This is a genomic window from Herbaspirillum lusitanum P6-12, assembly GCF_000256565.1.
GTDB lineage: Bacteria > Pseudomonadota > Gammaproteobacteria > Burkholderiales > Burkholderiaceae_D > Herbaspirillum > Herbaspirillum lusitanum.
Genome location: NZ_AJHH01000711.1, coordinates 11,398 through 31,453, shown reverse-complemented (window position 1 = coordinate 31,453; position 20,056 = coordinate 11,398). Strand labels below are relative to the sequence as shown.

Below are 20,056 nucleotides of genomic sequence, written 5' to 3'. Positions count from 1 at the left end.
GGTCAATGCTGCGAGCAAAGGAACACCTAGACATCACAAACCATCTTCTAGCCTGAAATTTCATTTCGATAACTCATCTGAACGACTCTTGGGAGGAATACGGGTGAAGAAGCTTTCTTTCCCGCCCTTCAGCTGATACAAAACCTCTCCGATAAACGCGTCATGTTGGAAGTTATAGTGACTTTTTCTCACGTCCCCATCCGTAAAGAAATCGCCCCCTTTATCCAAGTATGCAGTTGTCGTTAAAAGAGCTTTATAGTCTTTTTCAAATAGGCGAATGCGAATCGCAGCGCCGCGGCCATATTTTTTCTCTAAGAATTTATTGAGATCGTCAACTCGCCCAATATAGTCAATTCCAAAAGGAGTCTTCAGATCCATCACCTGATCTTCTAGTACCTCACCACTGAAGAAAGCGAGGATACCGTTTAGCTTCAAGCCCTTTGAGAGGCCTAGTATTTTGGTCTCACCGGGTTGAAACAAGAGATCTTTAGGATATTCATTCTGAGTAATCTTTTCGGGAATAACGTTCTTCCCGAATATGCCAGGCCCCAAAGTAATATTGTTTTTGGGGGCAATTACATCAACGCTAGAGGCAGTTATCAGAAAAGGTTCGGGCCAGATACTCTGAATTTTCATGTATATGAAAACGGCTTCAAAAGTGTCCTTACAATTTTCCTTTTCGGGCGCACAAGACCTCCTGGAAATTTTATCCACTGGAATTAGATATAGCTCTCGAATAGCTAGTTTTTTACCAATACGTTCACGATCGCCATAGTTGACCGTTATGTCGCCTTTGACGCCGCTAAAAATTGGCGAGTTTTGCTTGGTGGTTTGATTTGTTATCGTTGGTTCAGCAAACAATCTCGTGCAGCAAGCTAGCAAGACTAAGGTAATTTTGATTCTATTTATATTAATTTTTTCCATAGTTCACTGTAACAGGTGCATGTACATTTTCAATAATCGGAGAATTGGCTCCGCTCGTGGTATTTGTGCCGGCGCTCTTTCCTTCGGGCTTCTGCGCAGAGTTTTTCTCTTTGTCTTTGTTCGTCTCTCCAGATGATGTCTTTGAAGGATCGGGAACTCTATCTTTACCTGATACGGTCGCCTCAAAATCCTTAAAGTGAACGGCCATTAAAATTTCATTGTAGTTTTTTGAAACCACAAGTACAGCCACAATAATAAGAATAACTGCGGCGCCTAAAAGCCATAAGTTATTATTTTTCTTCATATAATTTTATTGATGAGTGAATGGAAAGGTTCTCCAACAGTAGTACTTTAGGGGAGTTGGCCGACCAATATTTAGCTTTATAGATTGTTCTACTTTTCGATACTAAGTGGCTGCAAGTACGGAGCAAAAAAATCTGTAATTCCAAGCATATCTCCAATGAAAACGACTTCCGCACCGAGCATGAGAGACGGAACGACATAGGGAATCACGTAGAGAAAAGCACTCCTGATATACATAAAAATTCTTAGTAGTCCGGTATAGCAATAATCTCCCTTCATCTCTAATGAGGCGAAGAGAAAATCTACCCGCGAATGATTTTCTGCGTCCGTACTAACTTCATCGTATCGTTGGTTGTATTTGGCGAGATCGATTGGTGTGCCTGCCTTTTTGCCTTCGGATACTTCGCGCCGTAAATTTCGTATTAAGTCCTTAATTTTGTCTCCGCATTCGTTCAACGCTTCTGCACGAATTTCATACCTCGCTGTAGCATTAATCACCGAGTAAACAAGTACCGCTACGGCAAGGAAAATTTGCAGCATATTCAGTACTTTTGAAGAGAATGCTAAGCGAATGTCCGAATTTTGCAAGAGAGGCACAAGGATTAATCCTAACGACAATAGCGTCGTAGCAAAAAAGGAAAATTGGCTTTGCCTCTTTAGTCGTATGGATGCGTTGTATCGGCACTTAGATGTGACTCGCATACCATTTAGCAATTTTTGGACTGGATCTTCTACTATTTTTTCTACTGGGCTAAGGCTAAAAAGCCATGTAGTCAAGGAACGGACTTTAATGTTTAGAGACATTGTTTTTATTTATAGTCAATTTTTGAAAGTTATTGATCGTAAAAAGAATAGGGCCAAGAGGTAGTAATGGCTGATTGCAATTAGCGTCCAAATTCTTCGCCCAATTGCCATTGCAAATGACGCCTCGCAGTAGAAATTACTTGTCCAAATGTTGCTGCGCTGACTTCCGGCTCGCGATTCTCTGAAGGGAAGTCATGCGACCGATTGCCCCCTATAAGGAGTACTCGTATCGGTACACTTACGTGTTTTGCAAAGTCGTGACGATATGTTATTGACTGGAGGTAGTCCAAGTGATTCAAAGAGTGGCTAGGCCGTTTAAACTCGATTAATAGATACTCTCCGTTTAGATTTTGATTTAGTAGTAGGTCAGGGCGCTGAACGGCTTTATCCCCAATATATTTTTTCTGTAAATACTCTTCAACTTGGCGCCTCAATGTCATGTTAGTGCTGAACAATGAATATTCGGGGCCAAACACCCATAAGTTACGCTCCAACGCTCGATGCATAATTACTTCGGTGGTTTCATCATCCGCGACAAGTTTTTCTAACTGACTTAGAAAGGTTGACCGTGCGTTTGCTTGCTCCACTAGATAGGCCATTTCAGCCAATCCGAAATCGTTCAGGCCTTCGGCTAAAACAGCGACGTCGCGTGGTCCAGTGTCTGCAATATGTTCTAACAGCAATCGATAGTCGGAACGCTCCAGGGCCTCTAATAATACGAATACTATCGGCTCAAGTTTGCTTTCCGGTTCACCGTAATACTTATCAAGTATTTTTTTGATTGCACGATCAGCAAATTCTCGTTTGTGCTCCGGTAACTCTGCTAAACGCGCTTGAATTGCTTTCTTCAATCGCGCTTGTGCCAGCTGCATGTCGCGTCGATATTGAATGTCGAAAGCTTGCTGGAGAATTGGTTGTACATAGGCTTCTACGGCTTTAAGAAGCTCACTGTTTTCGACTGGAGCGTCCCATCCCGCAGTTATGTGCTCACGCAGTCCATCGGCATCGATCTCACCGTATAGCTTGCGCAATAATTTTGGAGGGAAATCGTCTCTCTTATCTAGGCCAAAAAAACTTGGCTTTCCTACAGATTTTCCATCTACTCGTAAGGTAATACCAGGCTGCCTCAATCCTCCTTTTGCATCGCTGATAGCGAATCGCAATTTAACATTTCCTACTGCAGGTAAGTCTTGGTCGAACTCGGAATAGCTCCCAGATATATCGTTTACGTCCAGTCGCTTCCCGTCTACCGCAATACGAAAGTCATCTTGGCGGCCATAGTCTTGAAGCAGCACCTGCCGCAATTTATTCGAGTCGGGAAACGCTAGCCCCTGATGCAAATTGGTTAGCGTTATTGTTGTTCCATGCTGATTTTCTGAGCATGACTCACTATAAAAAGCGATATTCAATTGCTCGATATCATCGACTGTAGCCAAATCAGCGAGGCGTAGAGTGAAACCACACAGACGGCCTCGCGCTCTAGTTTCTAATATCATCACTGATGCGGCCATTAAGCCCGCAAATTTTCCAATGCCTTTGCGGCCCTTTATCGAACGACTCTTACCGGCTGTTCGATCTCCTCGTCTCGAGCGACGATCTGTCGCAATTGACAAATAATGCCGACGTAATTCTTCCTCTGTCATGCCGCAACCATCATCAGAAATGACGATCGGATCGTCGCTCATCGGCTTAGGCAATGTGATAGAGACGGTTTCAGCATCAGCGTCCCACGCATTATCAATCAGTTCTTTTAACGCTCTTTCTGAGGAGGGATATTCTTGGCTGAGTAATGTGGCTAATCGAGAGTCGACTTGAAAGCGCAGATCTGGCGCCTTCATTTGATAAGCCTCATGGATGGTGTATAGATTGAAATATTTAGTGCCTTGCGGAGCCGCCGCCGGAACTCAAATCTGTGAAATGTTGTTTTATTTGTTTTCAATTTACTGCCCCCTTCATTTTTATTATTCGCCTCTGCGCTTAGCAGAAACGGCTCAAAAGGGATAAGTCTAATCTAAGGATTGGAACATACGGGGTATGCGACTTCTTTGAAGCGCTGGCTTGTGTATGTATCGCAATACGCTATTCGAACTTGGGGATGAATGCTGCCGAGGTAGCTAAACCAAGTGAGATAGAAAGTGCCGATAGCGAAGCTTGGCTATCAGATTTTTTGATCTGTGGCTCCGCGTGATCAGAGTTCTGAACAGGGCCGACTATTTCACATATTTTTTCATATTGCATTGGCGGCCTTATTCCGATTCAGTGCGATAGTCGTCCCTTACACGGGATAAAAGGACACTCGCTCCTCCAGCTCATGGGCCAAGTCAGCAAGACGTCCCAGATGGTCCTTTGTTCCATGATTGGTTGCTGTACTTCTTCCGTCTTTCCGCCTCATTAGCAATACTCGCGCGCACTCGGCATCAACGTATCTCCAATACGCGTTTTTATTTCGAGAGCCGTACTCTGCAATAGTGACGTGTTTCGAAGCTTCGTCCTCAACTGGATAGAAGTAGATTGCGCGAGACAATGCCGCTATGCCGTCGTCACAAGTAAGCAACCATGTATTTTGCGGCTTACCATCAAGGTTTTTCCCGTCCATACTAGCGACCATTCGCAAGTACATGACGTCGCGCGCCCCATTTAAGACACGTTCCACACGCTTACTGCCGCGACCGCCTTTATTAAAATTATCTTTAATCGCGTCAGATAGACTAACAAATTCCGTGTCTAAGCTCCCTTGATTGGAAGAAAAACAAAATTTTGCTTTTTCGGCTTCCAATGCTGGAACAAAATTCGCCACTCCATCCATGTACTCTAGAAACCGATCGAATTTAGCTTCCGGGGAAGATGAGCGATTTGCCAAAATAATGTCGTGGACCTTGAGTAAGGCGAGATAACTGATAGAAAAAAACTGCTGCTCTATCTTTGGTAAGGCGCCGTATCGGCGTGCCCCAATATTCGACCGATAGTCACGCGTTGCATTGGGCGCGTCTCTGTAACCGGGACAGAATTGTTCCAAGAACTGTTCAAACGAGCTATGTAGAGAATCCAAATAGGACTCATCTGCCTCCCCTAATGCCATCCCTGGCGACAAGAACAAGAACGGAGTGTTGAACACATTTTGTATCTCCGCCAGCAGTCCCTCGTTAGCAGCTGCCTCTGTCGAAGAATTCAGTGCCGATCTTAAAAAACTAAGTATGTTGAGATCTAGAGTCAGAGATGTTTCAATTCCTTGGGATATATCCCTAACTACTTCCTCCGGCAATAGAAGTGATTGCTCATCATCGTGGCGAGAAGGTTTTATCAGATAAAGTTTGCGAGACAAAGAACATCCTTCAAAAACTGGGCCATCTAATCAGGTGCGATCAACCAGGCATACCGTCCGATGTCGGATCACGGCTAATACTATTCAAAGCAACTGAAACAGTTGAATGTCTTTCCAGCGTTGATCTTCTCCCCGTGAAAAGCCTGCGGCTTTTTTCATATCGATATTTGGGTAAGCCTCTAATAACAAAATCAGATCGGACTTCCAAACATCGTTTTGTACGACATTACGCAACAATAGCGATATAACCACGAAGAGGGTTCTAAGATCGTCCGTTTTTTGTTCGAAGCAGTTCTTTGCGTCATTGTCTGCAGGTACCGGTGGCGGAAAGGGGAAGCTTCTTGTTGTAATACGCGCATGATGGGCACAGCGATTCCGCAGGATCGACAGAGACCAGAGCCAATCCGAGAGAATTGAATAGTGAATTCGTTTGCCGTCTGGATATTTCCAATTATCCGAAATGGATTTTTTATAAGCAGGGTCAAGTGCATCAAAGGTGCGCGCCCAGAATCCGAAACTAGCAACTTCACGCAACATCCAACCTGGAGGTGTAATTGGATTAGTGTACCGGCTGTAATAATGTTGAATAAATAAATGACCGGCTTTGGTGTTCGGTATTGGCGTTTGGGAGAATGGTCTATTATTTTTTACATCGTAGTCCAAGTGCTTGCATGCCTCTTCGTGGATGAGTGTTAGCTTCCCTCCCGTGAAAGAGCTCTGCTTCAAATACCAATGAGCTCCCTCTTTCTGACACATGAATTCACAGATGCTGGTACGTAGCGCTACTTCAATCTTTTCGAGCGCGCTTAATGCAAGATCTCGAAGACGCGTATCAAATTCATACATGTCTAGGATGTGTTTGAAAGTAGTATTGGGATAGAAGTAATGACGCCTAGCGTCCACTGCAGAGTTTAACTGCTGGAAGTGCAGAAAATATCCTGTCAGTCTGTAGTATCCGACTTTCTGCATGGAGTCATAGAATAGCTTTGTCCCTGCGTCATCATCCAAGCCTAGCAACCCCCGTGCTTTCACTTTCTTTAGCAAATCACTCGGCTTACCGGTTGTCTTGTTGAATTGCGTCATTGGTTTTAATTATTAGAAAGTGAAAGCGAAATGTCCAGACGAAAAAAAAGCCCCGGTGGGGCTTTATTTTCACTCCCTTTTAGGGGAGGGGTAGATCTAACTCATCGTGGTGCGCTTCCCTATGGAACGAAATCCTCTTTCGAACCTTACAGCCATGACGGAGGTAAGGCCCCTTTCAACTGGACAAGGGAGATAACAAGCGTAATGAGCGTTGTTGGGACGAATAGTAGGTACGTTTCTTTCGCGTGTCGACGTCACATCACATTGAGAACATAGATTACAATTGAGTACATTGATAACTATGAGTACATTGAGTACAGGCTTTTATGTAACCCCTTGATTTTAAAGAGAGCAAATACAACATATATTGCGTCAATGTATAATATATTGAACTTGAATAGAGGTTAAATATGCTTAAAAAGCGAATTAGGCGGGTAATTGAAGATGATACTGATGATTCAGAGGGCCCAAAAAAGGTAGTAAAAAATAGTATCTCCTCAAAACGCCTCCAAATTCGAACACGTCTATGGCCTGAGGTATTGGACTCAGCGCTATGGCTCAGAAAACGCAATGTTGGTTTTACTACGATCCCCCGGACGCTACCAATCATCAATAAAATTCTCGATCGTCTTGCCGGTAAAGGATTTCCAGTATCTGCGACCTATCTAGCGCTCTGGTGCCGGGTGTTCGATGAAGGCTTCGTAGAGGTCCGCAATCAGCGCGACTTAGCACACGAGTCAGGATTTGGGGGACCAAGGGCAGAGGCAACATGGAAGAAGCGTATGAGCATCTTGGCCGATATCGGTGTGATAGAGGCTAAGCCTGGCGTAAAGGGGGACTATCAGTACATTTTGATGCTTAATCCCCTAAAAGTGATCGGGGAGATTTTTGAGAAGGATCCGGATGACTACGACTACCAATCCCTTTTAGATCGAATGACACAAGTAGGCGCGGAAGACATCGCCATCTGAATGAAGGCCCTAATCATGTTTCCTAGCGTTTTTCTTACTAGAATGGGTATGGGCAAGGGGGCGCTGCTTGGATGCGTGTATAGAGCTCTTGTGCTACTCGGTAATCCAATAAATGCCAGCCATGCGGTGTGGCCGTCACGAAAGTGCCTATTTCCACGGGCGAAAACGAAAATTCAGCTGGCAGTTTCAACTTCTTCTTAGCACTTGCGTCGGCGGAATTGCATTGCTCACAAAGCACCGTCGGAAGAAACCGTGGAAATCGACGAATTGGTCGGAGCTGACCGTCTATGACAATGCAATCAGATTGATGATCATGATGTTCATGAAATCCCATCACCCATCCCTTAAACGGAGTAGGAGATTTCGGGAAACGAGTAGCCCAGCGTAGCAACTCAAATATGGATCGTTTGCATGCGGGACAACGCCAGTCGCGAGGAAGACGTCGGTAAATATTTTTGCAATGCTGTCCATCAAAATTCAAAAAATCGGCGTAAGTCGGTAAGAGGCGCTCTGTGTTTCGTGCGATTGTCTTTTGGCGATCACGATCCCGTAGACCTGTACCAAGACAAGAATTACAAATCGGTAACGCAATGCGGCACGCATTCGGCGCGTATGTGACGCAACTGCACAAGGCACTTTTTTTTGCCGTTTGGAGAAGTTCAATCACAATATATTCTTCAGGAATTATTTCTAAGATTGCTTGAATGAATAATTAAAGGCGCTAAGAGGACTCCAGATCGGCGCGTCTGTAAAAATACTGTCGTCCTCCATCAATTTTAGGGCCGCTTACAGGAACCACATTGAGTTTTTTCAGGAGGGTATTTGGAGATAAATTCTCCTGAATAGCCAACTCTGCTAACGAAACATATTCTCGACGAAAACGCTCTAAGCTTGTTGAGGAAATGCGTTTGAAAATGCGCCCATCTCGCGATTCGATATCGGCTGAAATCAGATTCTTGGCAATAAGCTCATACACTACCTGCTCTTTCAGCCCTATCATTTTAGCTGCGGTAGTTGCTGATATCCACTCAGCCGTTGACTGTCGATGTTGACTTAACCAATCATGGAGCTTTTTTTCCTCGAACGCCACGTCACAAAATTGACCATGTTCGGATAGAGAGATGAATATTCTCTTTTCTTTTACTGCCTGTAATAAATCTTTTAGTTCATGTGTTTTTAGATGCCAGTATTGAAACGCATGCCGTAACGTCACAGATCCTATAACACCAGTATATGAATTAGCTAATTGACGAATTTCGAGCAGAAATCTATCAATCTCGCTACGTCGGAAATGCCAATGACTGCGCGTCGACCACCTCGGCGCCATGTCGGCTAGAATTATTCCCACCGCGACTAGTTCACGTAGTCTTGTTCGTTTTATTCCTAATAAGCGGGATACGCTACGTAGATCTAGAAAATGTGAAGCGTCAGGAATGAAATCCGCAAGCTTTGTTCTATCAATAGTAATCACCTCTCGCTTTTCTGACCTGCTGAAGCGGTTTGCTGGTAACCAGTCCTGATGCACTAGGCGCTTAAGCGTCTCTCGTCCCCGTCCTGTTGCTCTGGCAATATGAGCTAACCCCTGATGTCTACTCCCACTGACGGTTACCTCGCTAAATAGCCGATGACGACCACATAACTCTCCTCGCCAGTGATCAAGCAAAAACAGCTCGAAGGCGTCTCTTAGGAATTGAAATGCAGGCTCTCTCAAATCCTTGTAAATAACATGATACAGCGGTGAGAATACCCGCTGAACACTCATATCCCCTGGTGAGTTATCAACGTATTTCTGAAGACAATCCCAAAATACTCCAGGCCAGCCTTTCAGCAAGATCGATACTCCCGTTACCAAATTGAGTGCGACGCTAAGACTCTCTAAATCTCGTATTTTTCCAGGCTTCGACAATGTGGGGCCATCAATGAATCTTCCCGTATAAAAGATTAATCTCACCAACTGTTGGGTCGTTAGAGTCGCTGACTCACCATCTAAGGGGAGAACCGCCTTATCAAGCAAAGAAGCTTGGAGTGCCCACATGAGCTCCACCTGTTTTTTTGGTGCTCGACTGAGCACTTTCTTAAAAACTACGCCGCATTCGCACACACCATGCATAATTTCTCCCACATTCGGAGAATTGTGACAACGCGGGCAGCGCTCCAACAAGTGCACTCCATGGGAGGCGCAAGCAATAGATATTTTTAGACGCCACGCAGGTCTTAGCCACGGCTCAAGCTCTACGCACAATGGGCACCACCGGCGATATAAATGGGTGAAGTCTGACGACTTAAGTCCAAATGAATTTACCGGGATCTCTATACCACTACAGATCGGGCCGGAGAACTCCGGAAGCGCAAGTCCATTCAGCGCCTGCGACAGTACGCTTTCATGAGCGCCAATTCCTTTGTTTAATACATTCCACAATTCGTATGCCTGGTAACCATTGGCGAACGCGAGACGAGCGATGAAATCTGAGAGCGCCTCGCCTGATTTCGGTAGAGGTCGAAGCGGAAGCGTATTCATTTCATTCTTCTCGACTGGACAACTGCGTGAATATCTCCAATCTGAAAGGGTTCGCCAGATCTATCTAACGATCGAAATACGAAATCTTTATGAAAAGGATTTAGGCTACCAACACCTGAAGGCCAGATGACCGTCGTAAAGGCATCAGTCAGTTCAGAAATCGATATTCGTGCGCATCCTTGATCAACAGCTTTGACATATGCACTAATCAGTAATTGCTTTACATATGCGATCCGGCCATCCGTCGAGAAATGAAGCCTCACACCTAGTTCTTGCCACGTATATGGCCTAGGATCCAGCGGGAGTGGCAGCACACTGGCTAACGAAGTAAAAAGCGCCAGGCTGTCGTCATTTGTTGTTTCTCTCCCATCCCCGGTTGTTGACAGTGACAGTCGATGAGTAAATCGTCTGCGAAGTTGCTCATTTACTTGCAACAAGCTTTGAGTTCTTGGCAATCCCATGAGAGTCACGGGTAATTTCAACGCGTCCATGAATGTCTTCAACCAATCGCCTACAAAATACTGGGATTTGCTGTGACCACGATCTTGGATATGCTGCGCTTCGTCAAAGAGCAGCATTTCTACTCCACACCCCTTAGCAATCTTGACAGCTCGTGCCGTTTTGACTGAAACAGTTCCGCGTTCGGGCTCCGGATCTCCAAGCCGCGCAAGGACTGATTCGACCGTTCCGGCAATAGTCGCAGCTGCAGGAATTGAGACATGCAGTACTGGAATAAGGTCTCGTTCGATGAGAACTTCTTTTGGGTAGCGCCCAGCAAATAACTCCCCAAGACTGGTCTTTCCAGTTCCGCTCTCGCCAAAAACCAACAAACTCTGTGCCATGCCCGTTGCACGATATAGCTTGAGGTTCGACTCCATTTGTTCGAAAGCCGCCTGGAATGCAGGAAACATCAGGTATGCGTCTTGAAACTGCTTGATGGCATCATAAAATGGAAGAGTCATTTCTAATCTCCCTTATTACTGCTTCTGATTTACTCTGAAGAATGAATAAGTAGCCGGCGGAAGATCGGCTTGGTCTTTCAGTTCTTGAGGAACGGACGCCTCCCATAGCGAATGTGATGGCGCTGGGCCATCATCGGATCTATATTTTTCTTGCATTGGAACTACGGGGACGGATGGATTGTTACTGCTGACCCCACTTATTGCCGCTGCGCGACGACGGTTTTTTTGTTTTTTACTTGCCATTAAGTCTTGAATAGTCGTGGTGATATCCAATTTCGCTCGCTCCAGCTCTCGCGTGTTCTGTTGGGACGCTCCTTTTTCACGGACAGTCTCGCGAATCATTTCATTTTGCAAGCGCGTTAATCCCCGTGCGTATTCCTGATTTAATGCAAGTACGGTAAGCGGCTCCGTATCGTCCGGCCCCCACACTTGAATGTCGCCAAGATCCTCATGGTCATAAAGCACACGTACCCTCACCCCTGCCCCGTAGGTGTTAAAGATCCGGGTCAAAGCTTGACCGTTGTAGCGAATGCCATGCAAAACAATTCCGTCTTGGCGCAGACTGCGTTCTTCAACCAATCCAATGCGCCGCTGAAGAGCTTTAACGCTCTCTGGTAGTTCTGGTTCTCGTTGTTTTAACCCCTCATGCCAACGAACCCAGGGTGTTTCATTGAGCCCTCGATGGAGGGTCTGTGCATAGACGTCCAATATCCATTTTTCAAAGATTTGATTGAATTCCGCTAACGTCAAAACAGCGTTTTTCAATGGGTCATAGTCCCCTCGTAAATGCCACCGAGCTAAACTAGTTCCAGGCAACTGATGAACAAAAGAATAGTTGATTGTTTTTAAGAAGCGTTCCACAACACCTTTAAAACGAGGCTGATGCTTCGGACAAAATACTATTTCCGTCCTTAAATCTAGGGCGACGCTCTCAAGATCATTTCCGTGGAATTCCAGACTGTTCAGGTCGGCCGTAGCAAGGCCAGGCATGTTGGACGTTTAGATGAGGCAAGACCATCTTCGCTGGGCACTTAGGCAAGATTGCATGCCGAAGGGCACCCATTACTGCCTGCGCCGAGGGACTTCCATAGCTCAGATAGAACCCTAAAAGCATTCGACTGTAGTGATCAATTATCACCGTTAAGGTTGGCCTTCCTAACGGAAGCCATGTTCTTTCATCGACTAAGAATAAGTCGAGTGGCGTGTGATCGATCTCAACGCGCTCCAGGATCTGTGTTGTTACCACCCCGGATTTAACTAATCTGAACTTCTTGTCTGCGGCGAGTTTCCCGTCTCTAAAACATACACGATCATAGGCTTCCAGCCGATCGAACATTCTATATAAAGTCCTTAAGCAGGGTGACTTAAGATGTGCCGACATTGATAGTAGGCGATTCTCGCTTTCTATCTTCCCCAACAGTCTTGTATATATATTGGGGATTGTCGCTTTGGGCGATGCTGCAAACGCCTCCTCGACTGAAGCCAACGCAAGTTGCAGTACTGTGTCAGCTTGCTTTAGCTTCCGAGATCCTCTTCGGTCAAAGCGAGGAATCAACGCACGTATATCTCGCCCATTTTTATATTTTGTGCACCATCGATAAATAGATGTAACGCTAGGAAGATTTTCATCATCGATTTGTTTTGCAGCAAGTTCAATAAGAGGCTGGAGATATTCTCGAGTAAACACCGGCGAGCCATGCTCCAAGATGGCCTTCACATAGTGAAGTCTTCGAGTGGCTGCGTTGAGTATTTCGGGAGGTAATTCATCTAATGGCCGTGAGAAGATATGTCGTTCTAGGATTTCATCGGAACGAACATTCTTGGCCACTATACGACCTTCACTATATTCGACGAGCAACTGCTTTTTACTTACGATAGTGAGGTGACCTTCATTGACGTATTCAATCAAGACTTCACCATTCGGCTGAAGCCGGTCGATACGACAGAGGGATCCGGCCCATTCAAAAGCCGTATTCTTTTGCAATATAAAACCAGGCATCGTCTAACTCCTCAATAGGATTAACGAAGGTTTCCGGGGTCACAGGTGTACTCAAGGAACAGTGCAGCATCCCAGACATCAGCATGCTGAAAGGATTCACGCCATATTCATTAAGTCGAATCGCTAAATTTTTGATAGACGTTGGAAACACGTCACCAACCTTGAGCAATGCCATTCGACACGACTCAGTAGTTGGATGTATCCGTGGCGACTGATGGAAGATCCAACGCAATGCGGATAGACGTGGCTCTGCGCGGATGACTGTGTCCGGGAGGACCAGGAAGGACATATCCAAGCGCTGCATTTGCATCGAGATGCAACCCAGCTTGTGTTGAATGTCGATCTCGGCCAACCTTCGCTCTGGCTTTATTTCGACATTCACCAATTCGCCTGTTATCAACATCAGCTCAAAATATGACATCAGGTCGGCCGTAGCAAGGCCAGGCATGTTGGACGTTTAGATGAGGCAAGACCATCTTCGCTGGGCACTTAGGCAAGATTGCATGCCGAAGGGCACCCATTACTGCCTGCGCCGAGGGACTTCCATAGCTCAGATAGAACCCTAAAAGCATTCGACTGTAGTGATCAATTATCACCGTTAAGGTTGGCCTTCCTAACGGAAGCCATGTTCTTTCATCGACTAAGAATAAGTCGAGTGGCGTGTGATCGATCTCAACGCGCTCCAGGATCTGTGTTGTTACCACCCCGGATTTAACTAATCTGAACTTCTTGTCTGCGGCGAGTTTCCCGTCTCTAAAACATACACGATCATAGGCTTCCAGCCGATCGAACATTCTATATAAAGTCCTTAAGCAGGGTGACTTAAGATGTGCCGACATTGATAGTAGGCGATTCTCGCTTTCTATCTTCCCCAACAGTCTTGTATATATATTGGGGATTGTCGCTTTGGGCGATGCTGCAAACGCCTCCTCGACTGAAGCCAACGCAAGTTGCAGTACTGTGTCAGCTTGCTTTAGCTTCCGAGATCCTCTTCGGTCAAAGCGAGGAATCAACGCACGTATATCTCGCCCATTTTTATATTTTGTGCACCATCGATAAATAGATGTAACGCTAGGAAGATTTTCATCATCGATTTGTTTTGCAGCAAGTTCAATAAGAGGCTGGAGATATTCTCGAGTAAACACCGGCGAGCCATGCTCCAAGATGGCCTTCACATAGTGAAGTCTTCGAGTGGCTGCGTTGAGTATTTCGGGAGGTAATTCATCTAATGGCCGTGAGAAGATATGTCGTTCTAGGATTTCATCGGAACGAACATTCTTGGCCACTATACGACCTTCACTATATTCGACGAGCAACTGCTTTTTACTTACGATAGTGAGGTGACCTTCATTGACGTATTCAATCAAGACTTCACCATTCGGCTGAAGCCGGTCGATACGACAGAGGGATCCGGCCCATTCAAAAGCCGTATTCTTTTGCAATATAAAACCAGGCATCGTCTAACTCCTCAATAGGATTAACGAAGGTTTCCGGGGTCACAGGTGTACTCAAGGAACAGTGCAGCATCCCAGACATCAGCATGCTGAAAGGATTCACGCCATATTCATTAAGTCGAATCGCTAAATTTTTGATAGACGTTGGAAACACGTCACCAACCTTGAGCAATGCCATTCGACACGACTCAGTAGTTGGATGTATCCGTGGCGACTGATGGAAGATCCAACGCAATGCGGATAGACGTGGCTCTGCGCGGATGACTGTGTCCGGGAGGACCAGGAAGGACATATCCAAGCGCTGCATTTGCATCGAGATGCAACCCAGCTTGTGTTGAATGTCGATCTCGGCCAACCTTCGCTCTGGCTTTATTTCGACATTCACCAATTCGCCTGTTATCAACATCAGCTCAAAATCCGATGTGTATCTTCGTAGCCTGTCGCCGTCTGGATAATGAATAGTTTGGGGTTGCTCACGATATCGAGCGATCAGCGGAGAAGTTTCGAATAGATAGATTGCATCCCGCTCTAACAAGCCTTCGTGATGCACCATTCGGCCATTTTTCCTACTTGGAAATTTCCCACGCATGATGCCACCGGAAGGACTAACCACTTTCCTAGCCCTGGTGTGCGAATCTGCAAACGCCGGTGAGCGACCTAACCACCGGCCCGGCCAAGTACTCTTGGACATACATTCTCCTTAGTACAAAGCTCTCGATGAAGATCTTTGCAGCGTAAGAATGAATTGAATATGCCTATTCTTGGATGTACTAATCCACACGCCAGGTAGTAGGCCGGCGCGTTATAGACACAAGGAAAGGAAGAGGGCTTGACGTTGACCGAGGCTTTAGAGATACTTTAGACGCCAATCTGGAGTATCTCTTGATACATCAGCCAACGGGGCAAGCCGCGAGGTTTGTCCCGTTTTACATTTCAGCCTCCTCTTTTCTACGTCGCTTGAGTCGACGTATAGGATCCTGGCGTTTTTCTAGCAAATTTTCTTGCATGCTCAAGATGTCCCGAATCATCCGAACTTGATAGGGGCTTAGACGCTGCATCTTTTCACGTAAATCGTTAAGCAGCCAATAGACATCCAGTGGCGCGTCCAGATCAATTGCGAATTTACGGCGTGATGCGCAAACTACCGCATGTAGTTGCTCTTGTTCAGACGGGGACATGTTGAGGGTCTCTACTAGCTTCTCAACGAACTCTGAGGTAGGCGGCCCTTTTAATCCAATTTCTAAGGCCGAAATATAACTTTGTTCATATCCTAATGACTCAGCCAATTCCGCTTGGCGCAGATCACGGCGCATTCTAAGGTCGTGCAGAAATTGGGAGAAGGGGCTCATTTCCTGGTATTGGTAATGGCAATTACCAACAGCCTAGATATCGAAAATATCTTTGTCAATGCATGGCCTTGGATGCAATTACCAAGCTATACCATCAGCAGCTACACAACTATATAAATTGGAAACCAAAGTTATATATCTTGGTAAGTTCTCTCCTATGAGGACTGCCCTCCGGATATATTTTTTGAGGTCGACTAAAAAAGAGACGGTCGATATTGTTACTGGATTTTTTCAGCGCAAACACTATGATGAAATAGTGAGGAATTTTAGCGAAGGTAAGACAAAATGAACGATGATGCAGATGATCGTTTTGGAGTGCCAGACGAAGCATTCAGTGCTGCTTTTAGTTCGCATGGCAATAGCCAAGTATTCAGAGCGGGGACATATGTCCCGACAAGAAATGAAGTTGCTACTCTTTCTGTCGAGAGACTTACTATGTACCTAATTGAATGGCTCTATGAGAGCCCATCAGAATTGATTCCTACTAGAGCTCAAATTGAAGAGGTAAAAACTATACTTCAGGCCCGACCAGATGCTGAAAGTTTTTCCCAGCTCATTCGAACTTGCAGTTCCTATTCACAGGGGCAATAGGACAGAGGTTTTATTCGAGCCATTCCGCTGGTACAAGCTTTACCCCATCTCGCCATTCTTCCATACCAACAACGTTTGAAAATTGTTCCCAAATATCGCTAGGTGCGTGATCAAGAACAATGATTTGTAATTTCCCCTGGGCTGCACGGACAACAGAACCCATTACACGAAATGCTTTTCGTACCGCATCAACATCCTCGTCTGGAATACTCGGCTCGTCTATAGGATCGCTGTCTCTTACCGTCATTTTTTTCGGAAAGTAGACCTGACTCGGTTGATCCAGTATCAAGAAACTTGGCACAGAACTATGCTCGAGGCTGAGAAAATACTGCTGTAGTCCTAATAAGATCGCGATGTGATATGAGAGCCAATTAGAGCCACTACCAATTTCAGAAAGATAGTCATCACGGCTCTTGCCTGCCACCTTTACGGTGAGGTCGTTGATCTCTAACGAAATTGGATCGTCAGGACGCTCTGCATCGAGGTATGGCAGAAGCTTAGCTGCTTTTAGATTGACGGCTTGTAACGCCCTTTGCTTTTGCGCATCGATATTATAATTTTTTAGATCACTAAGTAATTCACGCTCACGTGTTTGCAACTTTGAAATTTCACTGGCCAGATCGGAGTCGTCACCTAAGAGACGATGAAGGTTTAGGGCATTCTCTAAATTCCCCACGAAACGTTCCGCTTTTTGAGCAACAAACTGCCGCCCCTGCGCTTCTTGAGAACGGCTGGAGAGTGCCGCTTTTCTTAGCTGAACAGCCTTCAATCGATCGGTTGTAGTAGATACTTCCGCTTGAACTCGTTGAAGCTCTCGTTCAAATGCTGCGGGTATTTCAACATTTATTCCCGAAGTGTCTTCAAGATTTTTAAGCGCCAAATGGAGTTCTTCTAGTTTTTGATTCGCGCCATCCATTCCACTACCGCAAACCGGACAATTTTCTTCTCCATCTTTATGCGATATAAGCCAGTCAGATATCTGTAGACGATCGCGTTGTATTCTCAATGCATCATGATAGGTTGAGGCACTTTTCTGAATCCTGCTCATTTCCACATAACGATGACGGAGCGTCGTCAATTCTCGAGATACTTCTCGCTCCTCAGCCTCCAGCATATTCAATTCTTTTATAGCGTCAGATATCGTCGTCGAACTAACCGCCAATGTTAAATCGGTTCGCTTAACTATCTCTTCTAGCATACTCAACATCTGATCTCTACTAAGCTCGCCCTCTGTTTCAATTTTAAGAAGACCCAACTCCTTTGCTTCGCTTATCTTGGAACGTAATTCGGCCAACCATTGCGACGAGATTTCCTTTGCTCCACGCCATTCTTTTTCTTTTCGTCGAAGCTCTGTCTGTATACGCCGAAGCTCATGCTGCTTTGCCATCAGAGCAGGAGTAATTGCACCTAAGATGTAGGGAAATATTTTTCTCAGTTTTTCGCGATGCTCATATGTGTTCGCTTTGAAAAAGAGTACGTCTGGATTTGCGACTATATTTTGTGGCTGAAAAGTAAACGCTGCAAGATCTCGAAAGCTTGGCCTTCCGTCAAATCCATTTGTATCGTCACCTAAACCGAAATCAAGATTCGAAAGTCCCGCGAGTTCATCTAAGAGTCGACGCACAGAATCAGCATTTGTATTTTTCGATATATTGACTGGAATCTCATCTATAGAGCGAGATTCCAATATATACATATCATCAGTTGAACGCTGAGATCCGGGCTCTCTCCGGGCAAATAATTTCTCTCCGTTTTTAGTGGAAATAACCACGCCAAACCAAGAACAGGCGTCACGAATAGTATTTACTGGAATTGAACAAGTGGCAGATCCAAGGCAATAGTCAATTATAGGAATTACTGCAGATTTCCCCGTCCTGGAAGCACCACTTATGACGTTAACTTTGCCGAGTGCAAATGGAACGCGTCTTGGGGGAAAAGTCGCATTTCGAGGCCAAAGAATTAGCTCTTTTATTTGGAAATACATTAGAAACGAACCTTAAGCGTTGCAGAAATTTCGTGGAGAGTAAGTTGTGCGCACCAAACACCTAGTTTCTCTGCATCGCGCATGAGTTGTCGTATCTCATCAGACATACCTGCAATTGCTTGAGTGCGAGAAAGAGGAAATAAGCCGGCATCACCACCGAGATAAAATAAGCGCGTGACTAATCCTAATCGCATAGCATCTCGGGTTAGTCCTCGCAAACGAAGGGTTCGCTCATGAATCCCGAGCAGTACATCCTGCTTGGATGTTTTCGACTCACCAAATTTTGTAGCAAAGGCTCTGAGACCAGAGCTTTTTAAAGTACTTTTCACAAACTGTGCTGTTGCTTCGTGAAATAAAATTGGGAGGACGATAAAAATTAAGGGCAGTGGAACTGCGTTCGAAGTCTTGTGGTTCTCCGTATAACCACAAATAAAACGCCAAACCAACGCAGCTCCCATTGCGGGATTTTGTACATAACGAACTTCGCGAGAAAGTGCACTCATACTACCGCTTTCGTTTTAATACGAAGTAACTCCAAGTAACTTGGGTGCCAACCTATTTCTTGGGTATCCGCCAACCTATGAAAGCAACCTGGAATGAAATGAGGTGGAGCAGACATAGCTTGTATGACTGCTTTGTGTTCCATGCACTTCGCATAAAGCATAAGCCCTTGGTCGACCCCACTTTTTGTACGGTGCTCAACTCCATTAGCTCGTTGTTTATTCTTCCATGTCCTAGTCAATTCGTCATCCAACTCATCAAACGATTTTTCGTCGACTTCTCCCATTTTTGACCAGATGGTTCTATCCGCAGAAGCCATTAGAAAATCGCTTATAGCTTCTAATTTGTCTTCAAACTCCAGGTCTAGAAGATCAAGCTGCTGGACAAATACTTCCGGCATTCGTGCAAGCGCCTCATCCTTCGTCGGGACGGGAGCGAAACTGGTGAGAATAGTTTCTCTGTCCACACGACGGCAATAAGCTGCGTATCGCAGATGGAATTCATCTCTACTAAGAATCGCAGGGAGAGATTGCTCAAGCAATTTGTCTGCATCACGCTTCACCAAGCCACATAGGTAGTTCGCGATATCTTCGATTTTCGACGCGGATACCGGATGAGTGGCAATGATCTCCTCTAAATCGGACTGCGGACTTCCGCTACCGAACATAAGACGAAGATTTTTTATTAAGGATATGAGAGTGGAGTCTTTCGCGGCTAAGACTGTATTGACATACTTAGCAATATCTTCTGAAAGATCACTTTTTAATAGATATTCTGGCTCACTTCCCCAAAGAAGTAATCGCGCTTTCTGCAAAGCCGCCAATGCATCAGCGTTGTTCCTGGCACCGGAGAACGCCGAAGCTATGTCACCGTCAACTGGACGGGAAACGTAGATTTCGAAGATAGTCTGGTCGGGTTCTACGTGGCCGTTTTCAACTAAGTGTAACCAGTTAAAAAGTGTTTTCCAAAGAGATTTGGCACGGTCCGAGATTGGATTACTACCGAGAGTGCTTTTGCTTTGAACGAGGTGTTTCACACCTGTATTTTTTTCTTCCACCACATCGTCCAAAACCTCTAAGCTGCACCAGCTGCCCGGCTCAGCAATAAGCAACATTGCTGTTAAACGTGTGTATTGAAGACTATAGCCTAAAGCCTGCCCTGGGGCCGCGCCAGGTATCGAGGATTTACTTTTCTCTTTTTTGATTGTTTTGGAATTTTTTTCATTTATCAAAGAAGTCCCCCGTAGTTAGAACGGATACGACACCTACATCAAAATTATCCAAGCTACTAA

Annotated in this window: 19 protein-coding genes; 2 read left to right on the top strand and 17 right to left on the bottom strand. The window is 45.3% G+C overall.

The features are described from left to right. Positions 1 to 60: 60 nt before the first annotated feature. The 6 genes from HLUSI_RS0123150 to HLUSI_RS0123130 all read right to left on the bottom strand — a co-directional run bounded on the left by HLUSI_RS0123150 (position 61) and on the right by HLUSI_RS0123130 (position 6,436). Positions 61 to 924, bottom strand: a complete 864-nt coding sequence (locus tag HLUSI_RS0123150; protein ID WP_016836205.1) for a hypothetical protein — start codon at positions 922 to 924, stop codon at positions 61 to 63. After that, positions 911 to 1,228, bottom strand: coding sequence for a hypothetical protein (locus tag HLUSI_RS33090; RefSeq protein ID WP_157137979.1), 318 nt, complete (start codon positions 1,226 to 1,228; stop codon positions 911 to 913). The genes HLUSI_RS0123150 and HLUSI_RS33090 overlap by 14 nt, the downstream gene beginning before the upstream one ends. A gap of 89 nt (positions 1,229 to 1,317) precedes the next feature. Beyond that, positions 1,318 to 2,031, bottom strand: coding sequence for an SLATT domain-containing protein (locus HLUSI_RS0123145; protein ID WP_040503822.1), 714 nt, complete (start codon positions 2,029 to 2,031; stop codon positions 1,318 to 1,320). Positions 2,032 to 2,111: 80 nt separating this feature from the next. Beyond that, positions 2,112 to 3,869, bottom strand: a complete 1,758-nt coding sequence (locus HLUSI_RS0123140) for an ATP-binding protein (RefSeq protein ID WP_029363927.1) — start codon at positions 3,867 to 3,869, stop codon at positions 2,112 to 2,114. A 437-nt stretch (positions 3,870 to 4,306) separates the two neighbouring features. Then, positions 4,307 to 5,353 carry a hypothetical protein gene (locus tag HLUSI_RS0123135; RefSeq protein WP_157137978.1) on the bottom strand — a complete coding sequence of 349 codons (1,047 nt, stop codon included), beginning with the start codon at positions 5,351 to 5,353 and terminating at the stop codon, positions 4,307 to 4,309. 84 nt (positions 5,354 to 5,437) lie between these two features. Then, the gene (locus HLUSI_RS0123130) at positions 5,438 to 6,436 is read right to left on the bottom strand and encodes an Abi family protein (protein ID WP_016836201.1); all 999 of its coding nucleotides are present in this window, start codon (positions 6,434 to 6,436) and stop codon (positions 5,438 to 5,440) included. A gap of 410 nt (positions 6,437 to 6,846) precedes the next feature. Here HLUSI_RS0123130 and HLUSI_RS30305 point away from each other — a divergent pair, with 410 nt between their 5' ends. Further along, positions 6,847 to 7,407: a hypothetical protein gene (locus HLUSI_RS30305; protein ID WP_050977765.1), complete on the top strand. Its 561-nt coding sequence runs from the start codon at positions 6,847 to 6,849 to the stop codon at positions 7,405 to 7,407. Between the two features lie 721 nt (positions 7,408 to 8,128). On the opposite strand, the gene HLUSI_RS33085 is transcribed toward HLUSI_RS30305, so the two are convergent. The 8 genes from HLUSI_RS33085 to HLUSI_RS0123090 form a co-directional block, all read right to left on the bottom strand. Beyond that, complete coding sequence (locus HLUSI_RS33085; protein ID WP_157137977.1) at positions 8,129 to 9,925, bottom strand: hypothetical protein; 1,797 nt, start codon at positions 9,923 to 9,925, stop codon at positions 8,129 to 8,131. Beyond that, entirely contained in the window at positions 9,922 to 10,887 is a 966-nt protein-coding gene (locus HLUSI_RS0123120) for a TniB family NTP-binding protein (RefSeq protein WP_016836199.1), read from the bottom strand. Before HLUSI_RS0123120 ends, HLUSI_RS33085 begins: the two co-directional genes overlap by 4 nt. A 15-nt stretch (positions 10,888 to 10,902) precedes the next feature. Next, on the bottom strand, positions 10,903 to 11,877 hold the full coding sequence (locus tag HLUSI_RS31150; RefSeq protein WP_083831036.1) for a Mu transposase C-terminal domain-containing protein: 975 nt from the start codon (positions 11,875 to 11,877) through the stop codon (positions 10,903 to 10,905). Further along, the gene (locus HLUSI_RS33080) at positions 11,825 to 12,886 is read right to left on the bottom strand and encodes a hypothetical protein (protein ID WP_157137976.1); all 1,062 of its coding nucleotides are present in this window, start codon (positions 12,884 to 12,886) and stop codon (positions 11,825 to 11,827) included. The genes HLUSI_RS31150 and HLUSI_RS33080 overlap by 53 nt, the downstream gene beginning before the upstream one ends. Further along, positions 12,849 to 13,307, bottom strand: coding sequence for a hypothetical protein (locus HLUSI_RS30295; RefSeq protein ID WP_238534068.1), 459 nt, complete (start codon positions 13,305 to 13,307; stop codon positions 12,849 to 12,851). The genes HLUSI_RS33080 and HLUSI_RS30295 overlap by 38 nt, the downstream gene beginning before the upstream one ends. Then, entirely contained in the window at positions 13,294 to 14,343 is a 1,050-nt protein-coding gene (locus HLUSI_RS33075) for a hypothetical protein (RefSeq protein WP_157137975.1), read from the bottom strand. The genes HLUSI_RS30295 and HLUSI_RS33075 overlap by 14 nt, the downstream gene beginning before the upstream one ends. Next, the gene (locus tag HLUSI_RS34500; RefSeq protein WP_029363926.1) at positions 14,306 to 15,031 is read right to left on the bottom strand and encodes a TnsA endonuclease; all 726 of its coding nucleotides are present in this window, start codon (positions 15,029 to 15,031) and stop codon (positions 14,306 to 14,308) included. Before HLUSI_RS34500 ends, HLUSI_RS33075 begins: the two co-directional genes overlap by 38 nt. Positions 15,032 to 15,266: 235 nt before the next feature. Then, positions 15,267 to 15,689, bottom strand: coding sequence for a helix-turn-helix domain-containing protein (locus HLUSI_RS0123090; protein WP_016836194.1), 423 nt, complete (start codon positions 15,687 to 15,689; stop codon positions 15,267 to 15,269). A gap of 285 nt (positions 15,690 to 15,974) precedes the next feature. Between HLUSI_RS0123090 and HLUSI_RS32020 the strand changes: the two genes are divergently transcribed. Then, positions 15,975 to 16,280: a hypothetical protein gene (locus HLUSI_RS32020; RefSeq protein ID WP_083831035.1), complete on the top strand. Its 306-nt coding sequence runs from the start codon at positions 15,975 to 15,977 to the stop codon at positions 16,278 to 16,280. Between the two features lie 10 nt (positions 16,281 to 16,290). On the opposite strand, the gene HLUSI_RS0123080 is transcribed toward HLUSI_RS32020, so the two are convergent. Genes HLUSI_RS0123080 through HLUSI_RS0123075 form a run of 3 tightly spaced genes read right to left on the bottom strand, consistent with a single transcriptional unit; the run spans position 16,291 to position 19,996 of the window. Further along, positions 16,291 to 18,264, bottom strand: a complete 1,974-nt coding sequence (locus tag HLUSI_RS0123080) for a DUF3732 domain-containing protein (RefSeq protein ID WP_029363925.1) — start codon at positions 18,262 to 18,264, stop codon at positions 16,291 to 16,293. Further along, the gene (locus tag HLUSI_RS32015; protein WP_083831034.1) at positions 18,264 to 18,767 is read right to left on the bottom strand and encodes a three component ABC system middle component; all 504 of its coding nucleotides are present in this window, start codon (positions 18,765 to 18,767) and stop codon (positions 18,264 to 18,266) included. The genes HLUSI_RS0123080 and HLUSI_RS32015 overlap by 1 nt, the downstream gene beginning before the upstream one ends. Further along, the gene (locus HLUSI_RS0123075) at positions 18,764 to 19,996 is read right to left on the bottom strand and encodes an ABC-three component system protein (protein WP_029363924.1); all 1,233 of its coding nucleotides are present in this window, start codon (positions 19,994 to 19,996) and stop codon (positions 18,764 to 18,766) included. The genes HLUSI_RS32015 and HLUSI_RS0123075 overlap by 4 nt, the downstream gene beginning before the upstream one ends. Between the last annotated feature and the right edge of the window lie 60 nt (positions 19,997 to 20,056).